This window comes from Sphingomonas sp. STIS6.2 (assembly GCF_000732685.2).
GTDB lineage: Bacteria > Pseudomonadota > Alphaproteobacteria > Sphingomonadales > Sphingomonadaceae > Sphingomonas > Sphingomonas aerolata.
Window position 1 is genome coordinate 1 of record NZ_JPDP02000043.1, and the last position, 15221, is coordinate 15221.

Genomic DNA, 15221 nt, shown 5'->3' on the forward strand with positions numbered 1-15221 from the left:
CGATGCGGTCCAGTTGTTCGACAGCTGGTCGGGATCGCTGTCGCCCGCGCAGTTTGAACGCTGGGTGATCGCGCCGACCGCGCGGATCATCGACGAACTCCATGCGCGCTGCCCCGGCGTGCCGGTGATCGGCTTTCCGAAGGGGGCAGGGGGCAAGCTCCCCGCTTATGCGCGCGAGACGGGTGCCGATGCGATCGGGCTCGACGAAACGGTCGATCCGGTCTGGGCGCATGCGTCGCTGCCCGCCGACCTGCCGGTGCAGGGCAATCTCGATCCGCTCGCGCTGATCGCGGGCGGTGCGGATCTCGATGCCGCGATCGACCGGATCCTCGGGGCATTCGGCGATCGTCCGCACGTCTTCAATCTGGGGCATGGTATCCTGCCCGACACGCCGATCGCGCATGTCGAGCAACTGATCGCCCGCGTCAGGAGCACGACATGAGCGGTTTTCTCGGGGCGGCCTATGACTGGGTAAAGGCCGCACACCTGATCTTCGTGATCTTCTGGATGGCGGGGCTGTTCATGCTGCCGCGCTATCTCGTCTATCATCAGGAAGCGCTGGCCGCGAGCAATGCAGCGGAGGCGGCGAGCTGGATCGAGCGCGAGGGCAAGATCCGCAAGATCATCCTGACCCCGGCAATGATCGTCGTCTGGGTGCTGGGACTCGCGCTGGCACTAAACCTCGGGCTGGCGGACGGCGCGCCGGGGCTTGGGTGGCTGCATCTCAAGCTGCTGCTGGTGTTCCTGCTGACGGGCTACCATGGCTGGACGGTCGGCTATGCGAAGAAGCTCGCGGCGGGGAAGCCGACGCTGACGGGCAAGCAGTTGCGGATGCTCAACGAGATTCCCGCGCTGGCGGTAACGCTCATCGTCGTGCTGGTGATCGTCAAGCCGTTCTAAGCGCGTCGCACCAACTCTCGTCATCCCCGCGAAGACGGGGACCCAGTGCCTCTAACGTCGGCGATAGTGCCGCCAGGTTCGCCAATATGGGTTCCCGCCTACGCGGGAATGACAACCGAGTGGGGGCGCGGTGCCGCTTGACTAACCGCCCCCCCAATTCTACCTCGATTCCCAACACGGCCTCCTGGCGTCCTGCCCGGTCGTGTGGTCCTGCCTGTTCGGCTCGCCCAGTTCCGCTTTCCAGCGCACCCGCAGACCGAACCTGTTCCCGTTGATCGCTATCCGGAAATCCCCATGCATCTCAAAGACCTGAAGAAGAAGAAGCCCGCCGAGCTGGTCCAGCTGGCCGAGGAACTGGGGGTCGAGAGCGCCTCGACGCTGCGCAAGCAGGACCTGTTGTTCGCGATCCTGAAGGTGCAGGCGGACAATGGCGACCAGATCATGGGGCTCGGCACGATCGAAGTGCTGCCCGACGGCTTCGGCTTCCTGCGCTCGCCCGAGTCCAACTATCTTGCCGGGCCCGACGACATCTACATCTCGCCGAACCAGGTGCGGAAGTTCGGCCTGCGCACCGGTGACACGGTCGAGGGCGAGATTCGCGGGCCGAAGGATGGCGAACGCTATTTCTCGCTGGTGAAGCTGACCGCGGTCAATTTCGACGATCCCGACGTCGTTCGCCACCGCGTCAATTTCGACAATCTCACGCCGCTCTACCCCGAGAGCAAGCTGACGCTCGATCCCGCCGACCCGACCGTCAAGGACAAGTCAGCGCGGGTGATCGACATCGTGTCGCCGCAGGGCAAGGGCCAGCGCACGCTGATCGTCGCCCCGCCGCGCGTCGGCAAGACGGTCATGTTGCAGAACATGGCCAAGGCGATCACCGACAATCACCCCGAGGTGTTCCTGATCGTCCTGCTGATCGACGAGCGTCCCGAGGAAGTCACCGACATGCAGCGCAGCGTGAAGGGCGAGGTCGTAAGCTCGACGTTCGACGAACCCGCGCAGCGCCACGTGCAGGTCGCCGAGATGGTGATCGAAAAGGCCAAGCGCCTGGTCGAGCACAAGAAGGACGTGGTGATCCTGCTCGATTCGATCACGCGTCTGGGTCGTGCCTACAACACCGTCGTGCCGTCATCGGGCAAGGTCCTGACCGGTGGTGTCGATGCGAACGCACTGCAGCGTCCGAAGCGCTTCTTCGGTGCGGCACGCAACATCGAGGAGGGCGGCTCGCTCTCGATCATCGCCACCGCGCTGATCGACACGGGCAGCCGCATGGACGAGGTGATCTTCGAGGAGTTCAAGGGCACCGGCAACTCGGAAATCGTGCTCGACCGCAAGGTCGCGGACAAGCGCATCTTCCCGGCGCTCGACGTCGGCAAGTCGGGTACCCGCAAGGAAGAGCTGCTGGTCGACAAGGCCAAGCTCTCCAAGATGTGGGTGCTGCGTCGCATCCTGATGCAGATGGGCACGATCGACGCGATGGAGTTCCTGCTCGACAAGATGAAGGATTCGAAGACCAACGAGAATTTCTTCGACAGCATGAATCAGTGATCGAATGCGGCCCGCTGCACGCTGCAGCGGGACTCGCATCGATCCGGCCGGCGGGGCAGCGCCCCGACCGACGACATGGGCTTCGCCCATGTCCGGCCAAGTACACCGACCCAAAATGCGGCACGCGAGAGCAATGGCTTTCGTGTGCCGCTTTGCTATGAAACCCATTGAAATCCGCCATCTCCGCACGTCGGTGGTGGCCCGTCACCGGGAGCTGACATCTTGAGTATCATCGCCATGCTGGCCACCGCCGCATCGGGAGTAACCGGACCCGGTTCACCGCTGGAAATCTGGCAGCACATCGTCGCCGACTTCTCCAATCTCGGCGACCCGAAGGCGCTGGCCGCGTTCGGATCGGTCCTGATGATCGACCTCGTCCTTGCCGGCGACAATGCGATCGTCGTCGGCGCGCTCGCCGCGGGGCTTCCCGCCGACCAGCGCAAGAAGGTCATCCTGATCGGCATCGGTGCGGCGCTCGTCCTGCGCATCTTCTTCGCGCTGATCGTGACGTGGCTGATGGGGATCGTCGGGCTGATCTTCGCGGGCGGCCTGCTGCTGCTGTGGGTCAGCTGGAAGTTCTGGCGTGAAATCCGCGAGGGTGCACAGAATGCCGGCTCCGAGGAAATCGAGGGCGACGAACGCTCGGGGATCAAGTCGTCCAAGGGCTTTGCCAGCGCCGCCTGGGCGGTCGCGGTCGCCGACGTGTCGATGAGCCTCGACAACGTGCTCGCGGTCGCGGGCGCGGCGCGCGAGCATCCGGGGATCCTCGTGATCGGCCTGTTGCTGTCGGTCGCGATGATGGGGCTGGCGGCGAACTTCATCGCGCGGATCATCAACCGCTATCGCTGGATCGCCTATATCGGCCTGGCGGTGATCCTCGTGGTCGCGGTGAAGATGATCTACGAGGGCTGGACCGGTACCGGCGAAACGCTCGGGATCGTCTCGCTGCTCGGCTGATCGGGGCAGCGTCCGGATAAGGAAAAGGCCTCGCCGGGATCGTCCGGCGAGGCCTTTTTTTTGGCGCTTGGTCGTTCGTCATGCCGCTTATAGCGCGTTCAGACACGACCCCCACCGTCATCCCCGCGGAGGCGGGGATCCATATCCTGCACCTTCGGTGATCTCGTAAGCGACGCCAGCCAGTATGGATTCCCGCCTGCGCGGGAATGACGAGGGGGGAGGGGTGCCTCTTAGCCCTCAGCCAAGATGCTCGGCAAATAAGGCCGCGGTGCGTTCGTCCGCCAGCTTGGCCGACGCATCCGACCGGCGCTCGCCGAACTCGGTCGCGAAGCCGTGATCCTCGCCCGCATAATCGTAGATCGTGACCTTGGGATGATCGTCGAGCCCGGCGTGCATCGCCGCCTGCGCGTCCTTGTCGACGAAGTGATCCTCCTCGGGGACGTGGAGCAGCACTGGGTTTGCGATCGCGTGCTTCTCGCCGAGCAGGCCATCGATCCCGACGCCGTAATAGCCGACGCTCGCATCGATGTCGGTGCGCGCCGCGGTCATGAAGGCAAGGCGGCCACCGAGGCAATAGCCGACCGCGCCGACCTTTGCGCCGTCACCGAGTTCGCTGCGCGCGGCGCGGATCGTTGCCTCGATATCGGCGATACCCTTGTCCTGGTCGAACTGGCCCATGAGTTCGAGTGCACGCTCGAATTCGGGCTTCACGTCCGGGTCGAGCTCAATCCCCGGCTCCAGCCGCCAGAACAGGTCCGGGGCGATTGCGAGATAGCCGGCCTCGGCGAGCGTGTCGCACTTGCGGCGGATGCCGGCATTCACCCCGAAGATTTCCTGAATCACGACGATTGCGGCCTTGGGCGTGCCGGCGGGGACCGCGCGATAGGCGGTGAAGCTGCCGTCGCCCGCGAGCGTCGGTATGGTGGTGGTGTTGGTCATAGCAATCCTCCTTGCGGCCGTTCGAGATCGAGCAGCCGGGATTTTGTGATCGGGCCTTGGCCTGCGGAATACGCACCAAGCCCGCCCCCGGCTCCGAGAATTCGGTGGCAGGGGACGACGATCGGAAACGGATTGCGCGCACAGGCCTGGCCGATCGCACGCGGGCTCGACCCGATCGCCTGCGCGAGATCGCCATAGCTGGCGGTCCGGCCGTAAGGGACCGCAACGATCGCCTGGCGCAGCGCGTCGCCGCGGGGCGTCAGCGATGGCGCGAGCGGAAGGTCGAAGACGGTGAGACGGCCTGCAAAATACGCGTCGAACTGGCGGAGCGCTTCGCGGATCGCCGGGCTGGTCGTCCCTTCGACGATGCCGCCCCGGTCGATCGCGATCGCGTCGATCCGGTCGGTGCTGCCGGTCACGCGGATCAGCCCGATAGGCGTTGCGATCGAGGCGGCATCCCGCGCATACATTGCCACGCTATGCCGTGCCCCGCCGTGCGGCTCAAGCGCCACCGAAAGGGCCGTCCATGAAGATGAACATCGAAATCGAATGCACGCCCGAAGAGGCCCGCCGCGCGGTGGGGCTGCCCGACCTGACGCCGATCCATGACCGCTATGTCGCGATGATGATCGAGGCGATGCCCGGGCTAGGCGACGGGGCGATGCAGCCCGAGATGATCGAGACGATGATGCGCGGGTGGCAGCCGATGGGCGAGGCGGGGATGGCGTTCTGGAAACGGATGTTCGACGGCGCGACGCAGACCGGCAAGACTGGCACGATGGGGAAGACGGGCGGTTGAGTAGCGCGATGACCACGATCTTTGCGGTGTCGAGCGGACGCCCGCCCGCGGCGATCGCGGTGGTGCGGATATCGGGGCCCGAGGCGTTTGCGGCAGCGGTCGCGCTCGCCGGGCCGCTCCCCACCGCGCGGCATGCCAGTTTGCGTGGTCTGCGTGATGCGAGCGGGACGATGCTCGATCGCGCATTGGTGATCGTCTTTCCGGGCCCGACCACTGCGACGGGCGAGGATCTGGTCGAGCTCCACTGCCACGGGGGGCGGGCGGTCATCGCTGCGGTCGAACGCACGCTCGCGGCTATGACCGGGTTACGACTGGCCGAGCCGGGCGAATTCACCCGTCGCGCGCTTGGCAACGGGAGGATCGACCTGACACAGGCCGAAGGGCTCGCGGATCTGCTCGAGGCCGAAACCGAGGCGCAGCGTGTTGCCGCGATCACCGCGACCGAGGGGCGGGTGAGCCAGGCTGTACGCGGCTGGATGGACGCGGTCGCGATGCTGTCCGCACGGATCGAGGCGATGCTCGACTTTGCCGACGAGGATGACGTAACCAGCGATGCGGCGGCCTTCGACGCGGTGTGCGCTGACATCGCAGCGCTTGCGGCTGAGATCGAGACGGTGGTGGCGAGCCCCCCGGTCGAGCGACTGAAAGACGGCCTTCGCGTCGTGATCGGCGGCCCCCCCAACAGCGGCAAATCGACGTTGCTCAATCTGATGGGGGAGCGCGATGCCGCGATCGTATCGCCGATCTCGGGGACGACGCGTGACCGCATCGATGTCCCGGTCCTGCGCAACGGGGTCGCCTATGTCCTGACCGATACCGCGGGTCTGGTTGATACGCTCGATCCGATCGAGGCAATCGGCGTTGCCCGGGCGGAGACCGCGATGGCGACGGCGGACCTGCTGCTGTGGCTGGCTGACACGGCGCCGCCACGCGAAGATGCGATCTGGGTTCACGCGCGAGCCGATCTGCCGGGGCGGGACGGGGGCGTCCCGCCCGGTCGGGTGATTGCCCTCTCGCAAAGCGACCAGGCTTCGCTCGATCGACTCTGGGCTGTCGTCCATGATCGCGCGACCGCTCTGCTTCCGCGTACTGACGATCTGGCGCTCAAGGCGGATCAGCGCCTTCGCTGCAAGCGGGCTGCGGCGACACTGCGTGCGGCGGGAACGGACCCTTTGATCGTTGCGGAGCATCTTCGCGAAGCCCGCAGCGGGCTCGCCGCGGTGTTGGGTCTCGACGCGACCGGCGAGATGCTCGACGCACTCTTCGGCCGGTTCTGCATCGGCAAGTGATGTTCCACGTGGAACAACTTTGACGCCATCGTCGCGCCGCTCTACGGCAATGGCATGTTCGATGTAGTGGTGGTTGGCGGTGGCCATGCCGGGACCGAGGCCGCAGCCGCGGCAGCGCGGAGGGGCGCGCGTACCGCGCTGGTGTCGTTCGACGCGCGGCAGATCGGCGCGATGTCATGCAACCCGGCAATAGGCGGGCTGGGCAAGGGCCATATGGTCCGCGAGGTCGATGCCTTTGACGGGCTGATCGGTCGTGCTGCTGATGCCGCAGCGATCCATCACCGGATGCTCAATCGCAGCAAGGGGTCCGCGGTCCAAGGGCCGAGGATCCAGGCGGACCGCAGGCTCTATGCGGCGGCGATCCAGACACAGCTGGCGGCGACGCCAAACTTGTCGATCATCGCTGGCGATGTCAGCGCGCTGCATCTGGACGGTGATCGCGTCGCGGGTGTCGTGCTCGCCGACGGCGCCGTGGTCGCGGCCCGTGCGGTGGTCCTGGCGACCGGAACGTTTCTGGGCGGGCGGATCTTCCGCGGCGATGACCGTGAGGAAGGGGGCCGGATCGGCGAGCGCGCGGCGAAGCCGCTGGCGGACCAGCTCCGCGCGCGCGCGCTGCCCATGGCGCGGCTGAAGACGGGAACTCCACCACGGCTCGACGGTCGGACGATCAACTGGGGGGCGCTTGCCGAGCAGCCCTCCGATCCCGAGCCATGGACGATGTCGCCGATGACGACCGCCCGTATCCTGCCGCAGATCGCCTGTGCGATCACGCGGACGACGGACGAGACGCATGCGATCATCCGCGCCGCGTTCCACCGATCGCCGCTGTTCACCGGCGCGATCGAAGCGGCGGGGCCGCGCTATTGTCCATCGATCGAGGACAAGGTTTCCCGCTTCGGCGACCGCGACGGCCATCAGCTGTTCCTTGAACCCGAGGGGCTCGACGACGCAACGATCTATCCCAATGGTCTGTCGACGTCCTTGCCAGTCGAGGTTCAGGCAGCGATGCTCGCGAGCATTCCCGGGCTCGAGCGTGTCGTGATGACGATGCCGGGCTATGCCGTCGAATATGATTATATCGATCCGCGCGCGCTCGATCCGCGATTGGCGCTTCCCGCGATCGACGGCGTGTTCTGTGCCGGCCAGCTTAACGGGACCACGGGCTATGAAGAGGCAGCGGGGCAGGGGCTGGTCGCTGGCCTGAACGCCGCGGCGCATGCCTGTGATCTGGCACCGGTGATCCTCGATCGCGCATCGAGCTATCTTGGCGTGATGATCGACGACCTTGTCCTGCAGGGCGTTACCGAGCCGTACCGGATGCTGACCGCGCGTGCCGAGTTCCGGCTGTCGCTCCGCGCGGACAATGCCGAGACACGGCTGGGCGGGATTGCGGAGGCGGCGGGATGCCTCTGCACCGCGCGGCTCGCGCATCAGCGCGCGCGTGGCGAAGACCGGGTGCGATTCCGATCCGCACTGCACGGCGAACGGACCGCGACGGAGATCGCGGATCAGGGTGTTGCGGTCGGCCGCGACGGCGCGCGCCGGACGGCGTTCGACTGGTTGCGCTTCGAGGGCGTGAAGCTTGCGCATGTCGCGCCCGATGCGGCGATCGGAATCCCGGCGGCAGTGGTCGACGAGGTCGTCGAGGATGCGCGCTACGCCCCTTATATCGAACGGCAGGCGCAGGAGGTCGCGCGGTTGCGCGCGGACGAGGCGATCCTGTTACCCCAGGATCTCGCCTATGATCGGGTTCCGGGTCTGTCGAACGAGATGATCGATCGATTGAGTGCGGCACGACCGCTGTCCCTGGCCGCCGCGGCACGGATCCGGGGCATCACGCCTGCGGCGCTGTCTGCGGTGCTTCTCCATACGAAACGAGTACCGGCATGACCGAAGACGAAGCACGGACCTGGGTCCTCGAGCGGTTTGGCCCCGTCGCGACCGAGCGGGTTGCGGCGTTCGTCGCGATGGTCGTCGAGGAGGCCGCGCATCAGAATCTGATCGCACCGTCGACGATCCCGACGATCTGGGACCGGCATGTCGTCGACTCGCTTCAGCTTGTCGCGCTCGCAGGTCCGGAGACGCACGCGATGCGCTGGCTGGACATCGGGACCGGGGGTGGATTTCCCGGCATGGTCGTTGCGCTGGTGCGCGACGGGCCGGTCGATCTCGTCGAACCACGCCGGCGTCGCGCGGACTTTCTCCAGCTCTGCGTCGCCAGGCTGGGGCTTGGCGAGCAGGTCAGGGTCCATCCGACCAAGGTCGAGTCCGTCACCGCAGCAGCACGGATCATTTCGGCGCGCGCGGTCGCCTCGCTCGAAAACCTTTTGCGTGGCGCGGCGCACTGCGCCACAACAGAGACGCGGTGGCTATTGCCTCGGGGGCGTCTCGATGAGGCAGAGATCACCGCGCTTCAGAAGCCTTGGCACTTTATGTTCCACGTGGAACAAAGCGTCACGAACCCGGAGTCGTCTATCGTGGTTCTGGATCGAGTCCGCGCGCGATGATCACCATCGCGGTCGCCAATCAGAAGGGTGGGGTGGGCAAGACCACCAGTGCCATCAATCTCGCGACCGCATTGGCGGCGACGGGAATGCGGGTGCTGCTGGTCGATATCGACCCGCAGGGCAACGCCTCGACCGGCCTTGGCATCGGCCATGCGCAACGCGTCAAATCGAGCTATGACGTCCTCATCGGCGAAGCGACGATCGACCAAGCCGTGGTGCATAGCCGCGTGCCCCGGCTCGACGTGATCCCCGCGACGGTTGATCTGTCGGGAGCAGAGATCGAGCTCGTCGAATTCGATGCGCGGACGCATCGGCTCGATCGTGCGATGCAGGACTCGACCGGGCATTGGGATATCGCGCTGATCGATTGTCCGCCTTCGCTCGGGCTGCTGACGATCAATGCGATGGTCGCAGCGGATGCGCTGCTCGTGCCGCTCCAGTGCGAATTCTTCGCGCTCGAGGGCCTGTCGCAGTTGCTCAGCACGGTCGAGCGTATCCGTCAGCGGTTCAACCCCGGCCTGTCGATCCTCGGCGTCGCGCTGACAATGTATGACCGCCGCAACCGGCTAACCGATCAGGTCTCGGCGGATGTCCGCGCGGTGCTGGGCAAGGTCGTGTTCGAAACGGTTATCCCGCGCAACGTACGGCTGTCGGAAGCGCCCAGTCACGGACTTCCGGCGCTGATCTACGACCATCGCTGCAGCGGATCGCAGGCGTATATCGCGCTTGCCCGCGAGATGATCGGCCGGCTTCCGGTATCTGCACGAGCAGCCGCGTGAGGGTATTGGCATGAGTGAAGGTACCAAGCGCGGCCGGCCGGGGCTCGGCCGCGGGCTGAACGCGCTGCTGGGCGAGATGGCCCGCGAGGCGCCGGTCAGCGCGAGCGGTGATGCGCCGACCAATAGCGGCGTGCGCATGCTGCCGGTCAGTTCGCTGTCGCCGCATCCGGACCAGCCCCGCCGACATTTCGACGAAGCGATGCTGAGCGAACTTGCCGCCTCGATCGCCGCACGCGGCTTGATCCAGCCGATCATCGTCCGGCCGCACGGCCATGATTACCAGATCGTCGCGGGCGAGCGCCGTTGGCGCGCGGCGCAAAGGGCGCGTTTGCACGAGGTCCCGGTGGTCGTCCGCGACTTCGACGACGCCGAGACGCTCGAAATTGCGCTGATCGAGAACATCCAGCGCGAGGATCTCAACGCGATCGAGGAGGCACAGGCCTATCAGCGGCTGGCGGGCGAATATGGCCATACACAGGAGGTGCTGGCCAAGATCGTCCATAAGTCGCGGAGCCATGTCGCCAATTTGTTGCGGCTGCTCGAACTGCCTGCGCAGGTTCAGTCGCAGGTGGTCGAAGGATCGCTGTCGATGGGCCATGCGCGCGCGCTGCTCGGTTCGCCCGATGTCGAGACACTGGCGGACCAAGTGATCGCCCGCGGCCTATCGGTGCGCGAGACCGAAAAGCTGGCGCGCGATGCCAAGCCGGGCCGGACGCGGTCGGGCGGGGGTGCCGCGGCCGCAGCGAACGAGGCGCGAATCCCGGATGCGGATATTGCGGCGCTCGAGCGGCAACTGGCCGATCTGCTGGGGCTTCAGGTGCGCGTTGCGCATAGTGAGACCGGCGGCACGCTGACGCTGAGTTATTCGACGCTCGATCAGCTCGACATGGTGTGCCAGCGGCTGACGGGCGGGGCGATCTGAACGTCTGGGGGGAAGCGTTGCGCGTACTCCCGTCCGGTACGTTCGCCTGACGGGGAGAATTCAGCGGGCTTAGTTTCTGCGTGCGATTGCCTGGGCGAGGGCAACGATGGCGGCATCCGCGACGACCCCGCCGGGATTGCCCGGGGCCATGATCGCGCGTTCGGCGGCGCGGACTCGGGCGATGGCCGTAGCAAGCATCACCGGCGACCAGCGGCGGAGCGACTTGGCGGTCTGTGCCTCGTCGCGGAAGAAGACGCGGTGGCGCTTCATCACCGTATCGACCGCTTCGCCGCGATCGATCTCGCCGCGCATCTCGGCCAGCGCGATCAGTCTGCGGACGAGCTGCCGCAGCCACGGGATCGGCGAGGTTCCGGCTTCTTCCAGCCGCGCGAGTTCGGTCCCGAGATCGGCGACACGCCCCTCGATCGCCGCGTCGATCGCCTGACCCATCTCCGCCTCGCCGAGGTCTGCGCCGATCGCATCGAGCGCAGCGTGGTCGAGATCATGCGGTCGTTCGGCGCTTGCGTCGAGATACAGCGCGAGCTTGTCGATCTCGCGCGCGATGATCGCACGGTCGCCACCGGTGGTCTCGACCAAACGGCGTGCGACGCCGGGGGCAGGGCGCAGGCCCTGCTCGCCCGCCATCGTGCTGGCGAGCCGCTCTGCATCGGCGGCGGTCGGTGCGTAGCAGGCGAACGCCATCGCACGCGGCGATTCGAGCGCGAGCTTGACGATCTTCGCACTCGTCTTGACGTTGGGCGCGATCGCGACGACCGGGTTGCCCGCGCGATCAGCGTTCAACAGCGTGGTGAACGCATCGAGGCTCTCCTCGCCAGCCGACGCGACGCGGACGTGACGCGCGGTGGCGAAGAGCGACAGGGCGGCCGCCTCGTCAGCGAGCCGCGAGGGATCCGATCTGAGCTGTGCGCCATCCAGATCGACGCGCTCGGCATCGGGTTCCATCGCCTTGGCGAGCGTGCGGGCGAGGTCGCTTGCGCCGGCCTCGTCAGGGCCGTGGAGAAGATAGAGACGGATATCGGGGCCGGGCCTGGCCAATGCGGCGCGGATCTGGTTGGCGCTGGCCTTCACGGGGCCGGCGTGGGGGCCGGCGGGGTCCGCTGCGCATAGAGCGCGATCCGCGCGACGATCTGATCCGCGACGATCCCCGAGAGACGTTCCAGCGCGGTATTCTCGGCTGCGATCGTGGCATATTCGGACCGGACGACATCGATGCCCGCATCGGATCCCGCCGTCGCGTCGAGCAGGACGGTGCCGTCGCCGATCCGGACGAGCTGATAGCGCGCACGCAGGATTCGGCGTTCGCGCGAGACACTGTCGTCGCGACGGACGCCGAGGCCGTTGATCTGGTCCTCGAGCCGGATGTCGATCCGATACAGCGGCGCCGCGCCGTTCGACGGCAAGCGGTCGCGTAGTGCGGTTGCCATCAGCCAACCGGACTTGCCCTCGATCGGCGTGATCTCGACCTGGCCGAGCGTGCCGGCAACCGCGCCGCTGCTGCCGCCCGAATAGAGCGGATGCAGCCCGCAACCCGCTAGGCTGGTCGAGAGCAGCAGGGCTCCGGCAAGAAGCGCGTACCGCGTCATGCGACGATGTTCACGAGGCGGTCGGGCACGACGATCACTTTCCGGGGCGGCTTGCCCTCCAGCAGGCGGACGATCTTGTCGGAAGCCAGCGCGGCCGCCTCGACCTCGTCCTTCGGCGCGCCCTTGGGGAAGACGAGCGTATCACGCAGCTTGCCGTTGACCTGCACCGCGATGGTGACCTCGTCATCGACCAGCAGCGCCGGATCGACTTCGGGCCACGCGGCGTCGGCGATCAGGCCATCGTTACCGGCGGTCGCCCAGGCTTCCTCGGCAACGTGCGGCACCATCGGGCTGACGAGCAGCAGCAACGTACGGATCGCCTGTTCGCGATCGGCGGACGGCGATGCCTTCTCGATTGCGCTGCACAGCGAATAGAGCCGCGCGACCGCCTTGTTGAACTGCAAGCCATTGATATCGCTCTCGATACCCACTGTCGTCCGGTGGCAGAGCTTGCGCAACGCGATGTCGTCACCCTCGGCCTTGGCGGCACCGTCGGCCTCGATCAGGCGCCAGAGACGCTGGACGAACCGCCACGCGCCTTCGATACCCGATTCACTCCAGGGAAGGTCGCGCTCGGGCGGCGAGTCGGAGAGCACGAACCAGCGCACCGCATCGGCGCCATACTGGTCGACGATCGGCTCGGGATCGACGGTGTTCTTCTTCGACTTCGACATCTTCTCGACACGACCGACGGTGATCGCGTCACCCGTCGCGATCTCGATGCCGTCGCGCACGTCGTCGGGGCCGAGCCAGCGGCCGTCCGCGGACTTGTACGTCTCGTGCGTGACCATGCCCTGCGTGAACAGCCCGGCAAACGGCTCGGCGATGTCGAGCATGCCGATATGCTTCAACGCGCGCGTCCAGAAGCGGGCGTAGAGCAGATGCAGGATCGCATGCTCGACGCCGCCGATATACTGGTTGACCGGCAGCCACTTCTCCGCGCCCGTCCGGTCGAACGGTTTCGCATCCGGCTGGCTGGCGAAGCGGATGAAATACCACGATGAATCGACAAACGTGTCGAGTGTGTCGGTCTCGCGTCGCGCATTCCCGCCGCAGCTGGGGCAGGGGACGTTCTTCCACGTCGGATGACGATCGAGCGGGTTGCCGGGGATGTCGAAGCTGACGTCCTCGGGCAGTACGATCGGCAGCTGGTCCTTGGGCACCGGCACCGCACCGCACGCGTCGCAGTGGATGATCGGGATCGGCGTGCCCCAGTAACGCTGGCGGCTGACGCCCCAGTCGCGCAGGCGGAACACGGTCGTGCCCTTGCCCCAGCCTTCGCCCTCGGCGCGCTCGATCACGGTGCGCTTGGCGTCCTCGATGTCCATGCCGTCGAGGAAGTGCGAGTTCACGAGATTGCCGGCGCCCGTCCAGGCGGTGTCGCCGACGAATACGGGGGCCTCGTCATCGCCTTCGGAGACGACGCGCTTGACGGGCAGATCGTATTTGCGCGCGAAATCGAGATCGCGCTGGTCGTGCGCGGGCACGCCGAACACCGCGCCCGTACCATATTCCATCAGCACGAAGTTCGCGATGTAGACCGGGAGCTCCCAGCTGTTGTCGAGCGGATGCGTCGCGCGGATACCGGTGTCGAAGCCCAGCTTCTCCTGCGTGTCGAGTTCGGCCGCGGTGGTGCCGCCACGCTTGCAGAGTTCGATGAACGCAGCCGCATCGGGGCTCGTCTCGGCGATCGCGCGCGCGATCGGATGATCCGCGGCGACCGCGACGAAGCTCGACCCGAACATCGTGTCGGGACGAGTCGTGAACACCTCAACCGAGTCGATGCCGGTCGCATTGCCCGCCAGCGCGAACTTGAACTGCAGGCCCTGGCTGCGGCCGATCCAGTTCTCCTGCATCAGCTTGACCTTGTCGGGCCAATGCTCGAGCGCGCCGAGACCGTCGACCAGTTCGTCGGCGAAATCGGTGATCTTCAAGAACCACTGCGACAGCTTGCGCCGCTCGACCAGCGCGCCCGAGCGCCAGCCGCGCCCGTCGATCACCTGCTCGTTGGCGAGCACGGTCATGTCGACCGGATCCCAGTTGACCGCCGATTCCTTGCGGTAGACGAGCCCCGCTGCGAACAGGTCGAGGAACAGCGCCTGCTCATGCCCGTAATAGTCAGGCTCGCACGTCGCCAGTTCGCGCGTCCAGTCGAGCGCGAAGCCGAGGCGCTTCAGCTGCGCCTTCATCGTCGCGATGTTGGCGCGCGTCCAATTGCCCGGATGCACGCCCTTTTCCATCGCCGCGTTCTCGGCGGGCATGCCGAACGCGTCCCAGCCCATCGGATGGAGCACTTCCATGCCCTTCATCCGACGGAAGCGCGCGAGCACGTCCCCCATCGTATAGTTGCGGACATGCCCCATGTGGATCCGTCCCGACGGATAGGGGAACATCTCGAGCACGTACGAGCGCGGCTTGGTCGAAGAATCGTCGGCGGCGAACGTGTTGCGTTCGTCCCAGACCTTCTGCCACGCCGCGTCCGCCTTCAACGCATTGAAACGCGACGCCATGATGTCGGCCTCAGCCCGCGATCGAGGCGCGACGCAGGTCGCGGGCCTTGGTCAGGATGATGTCCTCGAGCTTCTGCGTGGTCGCCGCCTGGACGGGTGCGGACACCCACTGGCCGTTGCGGTTGATCTCGCGCAGCGCCGCGACGCGGACGGCATCGGCGCGCAGGTCCTGGTCGAGGATCGATACCGTTACCTTCATCCGCTCGGCCGGGGTCTGCGGGTTGACGTACCAGTCGGTGACGATGACGCCGCCATTGGAGTCGGTCTGGAGCAGCGGCATGAAGCTCAGCGTGTCGAGCGTCGCGCGCCAGAGATAGCTGTTGACGCCGATCGTCGTGATCTTCGACGCGGCCAGATCGGCCTTGGGACGGGCGCTGCCGCCGCCGCACGCAACCAGCGGCAGAGCGGCGAGAACCACGAGGGCGGTACGCGGGCGGAACATCGGCATCATCCTGGCAATAGAT

The 15221-nt window shown here is 66.4% G+C and carries 16 protein-coding genes; 10 read left to right on the forward strand and 6 right to left on the reverse strand.

The annotated features are described in order from the left end of the window. From sphst_RS08975 to sphst_RS08990, 4 genes are all read left to right on the forward strand, one after another. The coding region (locus tag sphst_RS08975) for a uroporphyrinogen decarboxylase family protein (RefSeq protein WP_325049463.1) at positions 1-442 on the forward strand (442 nt) is incomplete at its 5' end. Further along, positions 439-900: a CopD family protein gene (locus sphst_RS08980; RefSeq protein ID WP_031395106.1), complete on the forward strand. Its 462-nt coding sequence runs from the start codon at positions 439-441 to the stop codon at positions 898-900. The genes sphst_RS08975 and sphst_RS08980, both read left to right, overlap by 4 nt. Positions 901-1194: 294 nt before the next feature. Further along, on the forward strand, positions 1195-2451 hold the full coding sequence (gene rho / locus sphst_RS08985) for a transcription termination factor Rho (protein ID WP_031395107.1): 1257 nt from the start codon (positions 1195-1197) through the stop codon (positions 2449-2451). 237 nt (positions 2452-2688) lie between these two features. After that, positions 2689-3408, forward strand: a complete 720-nt coding sequence (locus sphst_RS08990) for a TerC family protein (protein ID WP_031395108.1) — start codon at positions 2689-2691, stop codon at positions 3406-3408. A gap of 237 nt (positions 3409-3645) precedes the next feature. Here the strand turns inward: sphst_RS08990 and sphst_RS08995 are convergent, their stop codons facing one another. Further along, positions 3646-4347 carry a dienelactone hydrolase family protein gene (locus sphst_RS08995; protein ID WP_031395109.1) on the reverse strand — a complete coding sequence of 234 codons (702 nt, stop codon included), beginning with the start codon at positions 4345-4347 and terminating at the stop codon, positions 3646-3648. Beyond that, positions 4344-4817 (reverse strand): methylated-DNA--[protein]-cysteine S-methyltransferase, encoded by a 474-nt coding sequence (locus tag sphst_RS09000; RefSeq protein WP_031395110.1) that lies wholly within the window; start codon positions 4815-4817, stop codon positions 4344-4346. The genes sphst_RS08995 and sphst_RS09000 overlap by 4 nt, the downstream gene beginning before the upstream one ends. 56 nt (positions 4818-4873) lie before the next feature. Here sphst_RS09000 and sphst_RS09005 point away from each other — a divergent pair, with 56 nt between their 5' ends. From sphst_RS09005 to sphst_RS09030, 6 genes are read left to right on the forward strand one after another with little or no spacing between them, the layout of a single operon-like run. Then, entirely contained in the window at positions 4874-5146 is a 273-nt protein-coding gene (locus tag sphst_RS09005; RefSeq protein WP_031395111.1) for a DUF6489 family protein, read from the forward strand. An 8-nt stretch (positions 5147-5154) separates the two neighbouring features. Beyond that, positions 5155-6435 (forward strand): tRNA uridine-5-carboxymethylaminomethyl(34) synthesis GTPase MnmE, encoded by a 1281-nt coding sequence (gene mnmE, locus sphst_RS09010; RefSeq protein ID WP_107045433.1) that lies wholly within the window; start codon positions 5155-5157, stop codon positions 6433-6435. Between the two features lie 54 nt (positions 6436-6489). Next, the gene (mnmG, locus tag sphst_RS09015; protein WP_107045434.1) at positions 6490-8325 is read left to right on the forward strand and encodes a tRNA uridine-5-carboxymethylaminomethyl(34) synthesis enzyme MnmG; all 1836 of its coding nucleotides are present in this window, start codon (positions 6490-6492) and stop codon (positions 8323-8325) included. Continuing rightward, positions 8322-8942, forward strand: a complete 621-nt coding sequence (locus tag sphst_RS09020) for a 16S rRNA (guanine(527)-N(7))-methyltransferase RsmG (protein ID WP_031396157.1) — start codon at positions 8322-8324, stop codon at positions 8940-8942. Before mnmG ends, sphst_RS09020 begins: the two co-directional genes overlap by 4 nt. Further along, positions 8939-9721: a ParA family protein gene (locus sphst_RS09025; RefSeq protein ID WP_031396158.1), complete on the forward strand. Its 783-nt coding sequence runs from the start codon at positions 8939-8941 to the stop codon at positions 9719-9721. The genes sphst_RS09020 and sphst_RS09025 overlap by 4 nt, the downstream gene beginning before the upstream one ends. Positions 9722-9731: 10 nt before the next feature. Then, on the forward strand, positions 9732-10643 hold the full coding sequence (locus sphst_RS09030) for a ParB/RepB/Spo0J family partition protein (RefSeq protein WP_031396159.1): 912 nt from the start codon (positions 9732-9734) through the stop codon (positions 10641-10643). Positions 10644-10712: 69 nt separating this feature from the next. Here the strand turns inward: sphst_RS09030 and holA are convergent, their stop codons facing one another. The 4 genes from holA to sphst_RS09050 are packed head-to-tail and all read right to left on the reverse strand — an operon-like array spanning position 10713 to position 15199. After that, entirely contained in the window at positions 10713-11732 is a 1020-nt protein-coding gene (gene holA / locus sphst_RS09035) for a DNA polymerase III subunit delta (RefSeq protein WP_031396160.1), read from the reverse strand. Beyond that, entirely contained in the window at positions 11729-12247 is a 519-nt protein-coding gene (lptE, locus tag sphst_RS09040; protein WP_031396161.1) for an LPS assembly lipoprotein LptE, read from the reverse strand. The genes holA and lptE overlap by 4 nt, the downstream gene beginning before the upstream one ends. Beyond that, a complete protein-coding gene (gene leuS / locus sphst_RS09045) occupies positions 12244-14757 on the reverse strand; it encodes a leucine--tRNA ligase (protein WP_031396162.1) in 2514 nt (837 codons plus the stop codon). The genes lptE and leuS overlap by 4 nt, the downstream gene beginning before the upstream one ends. A 10-nt stretch (positions 14758-14767) precedes the next feature. Then, complete coding sequence (locus sphst_RS09050) at positions 14768-15199, reverse strand: DUF3576 domain-containing protein (RefSeq protein ID WP_031396163.1); 432 nt, start codon at positions 15197-15199, stop codon at positions 14768-14770. Between the last annotated feature and the right edge of the window lie 22 nt (positions 15200-15221).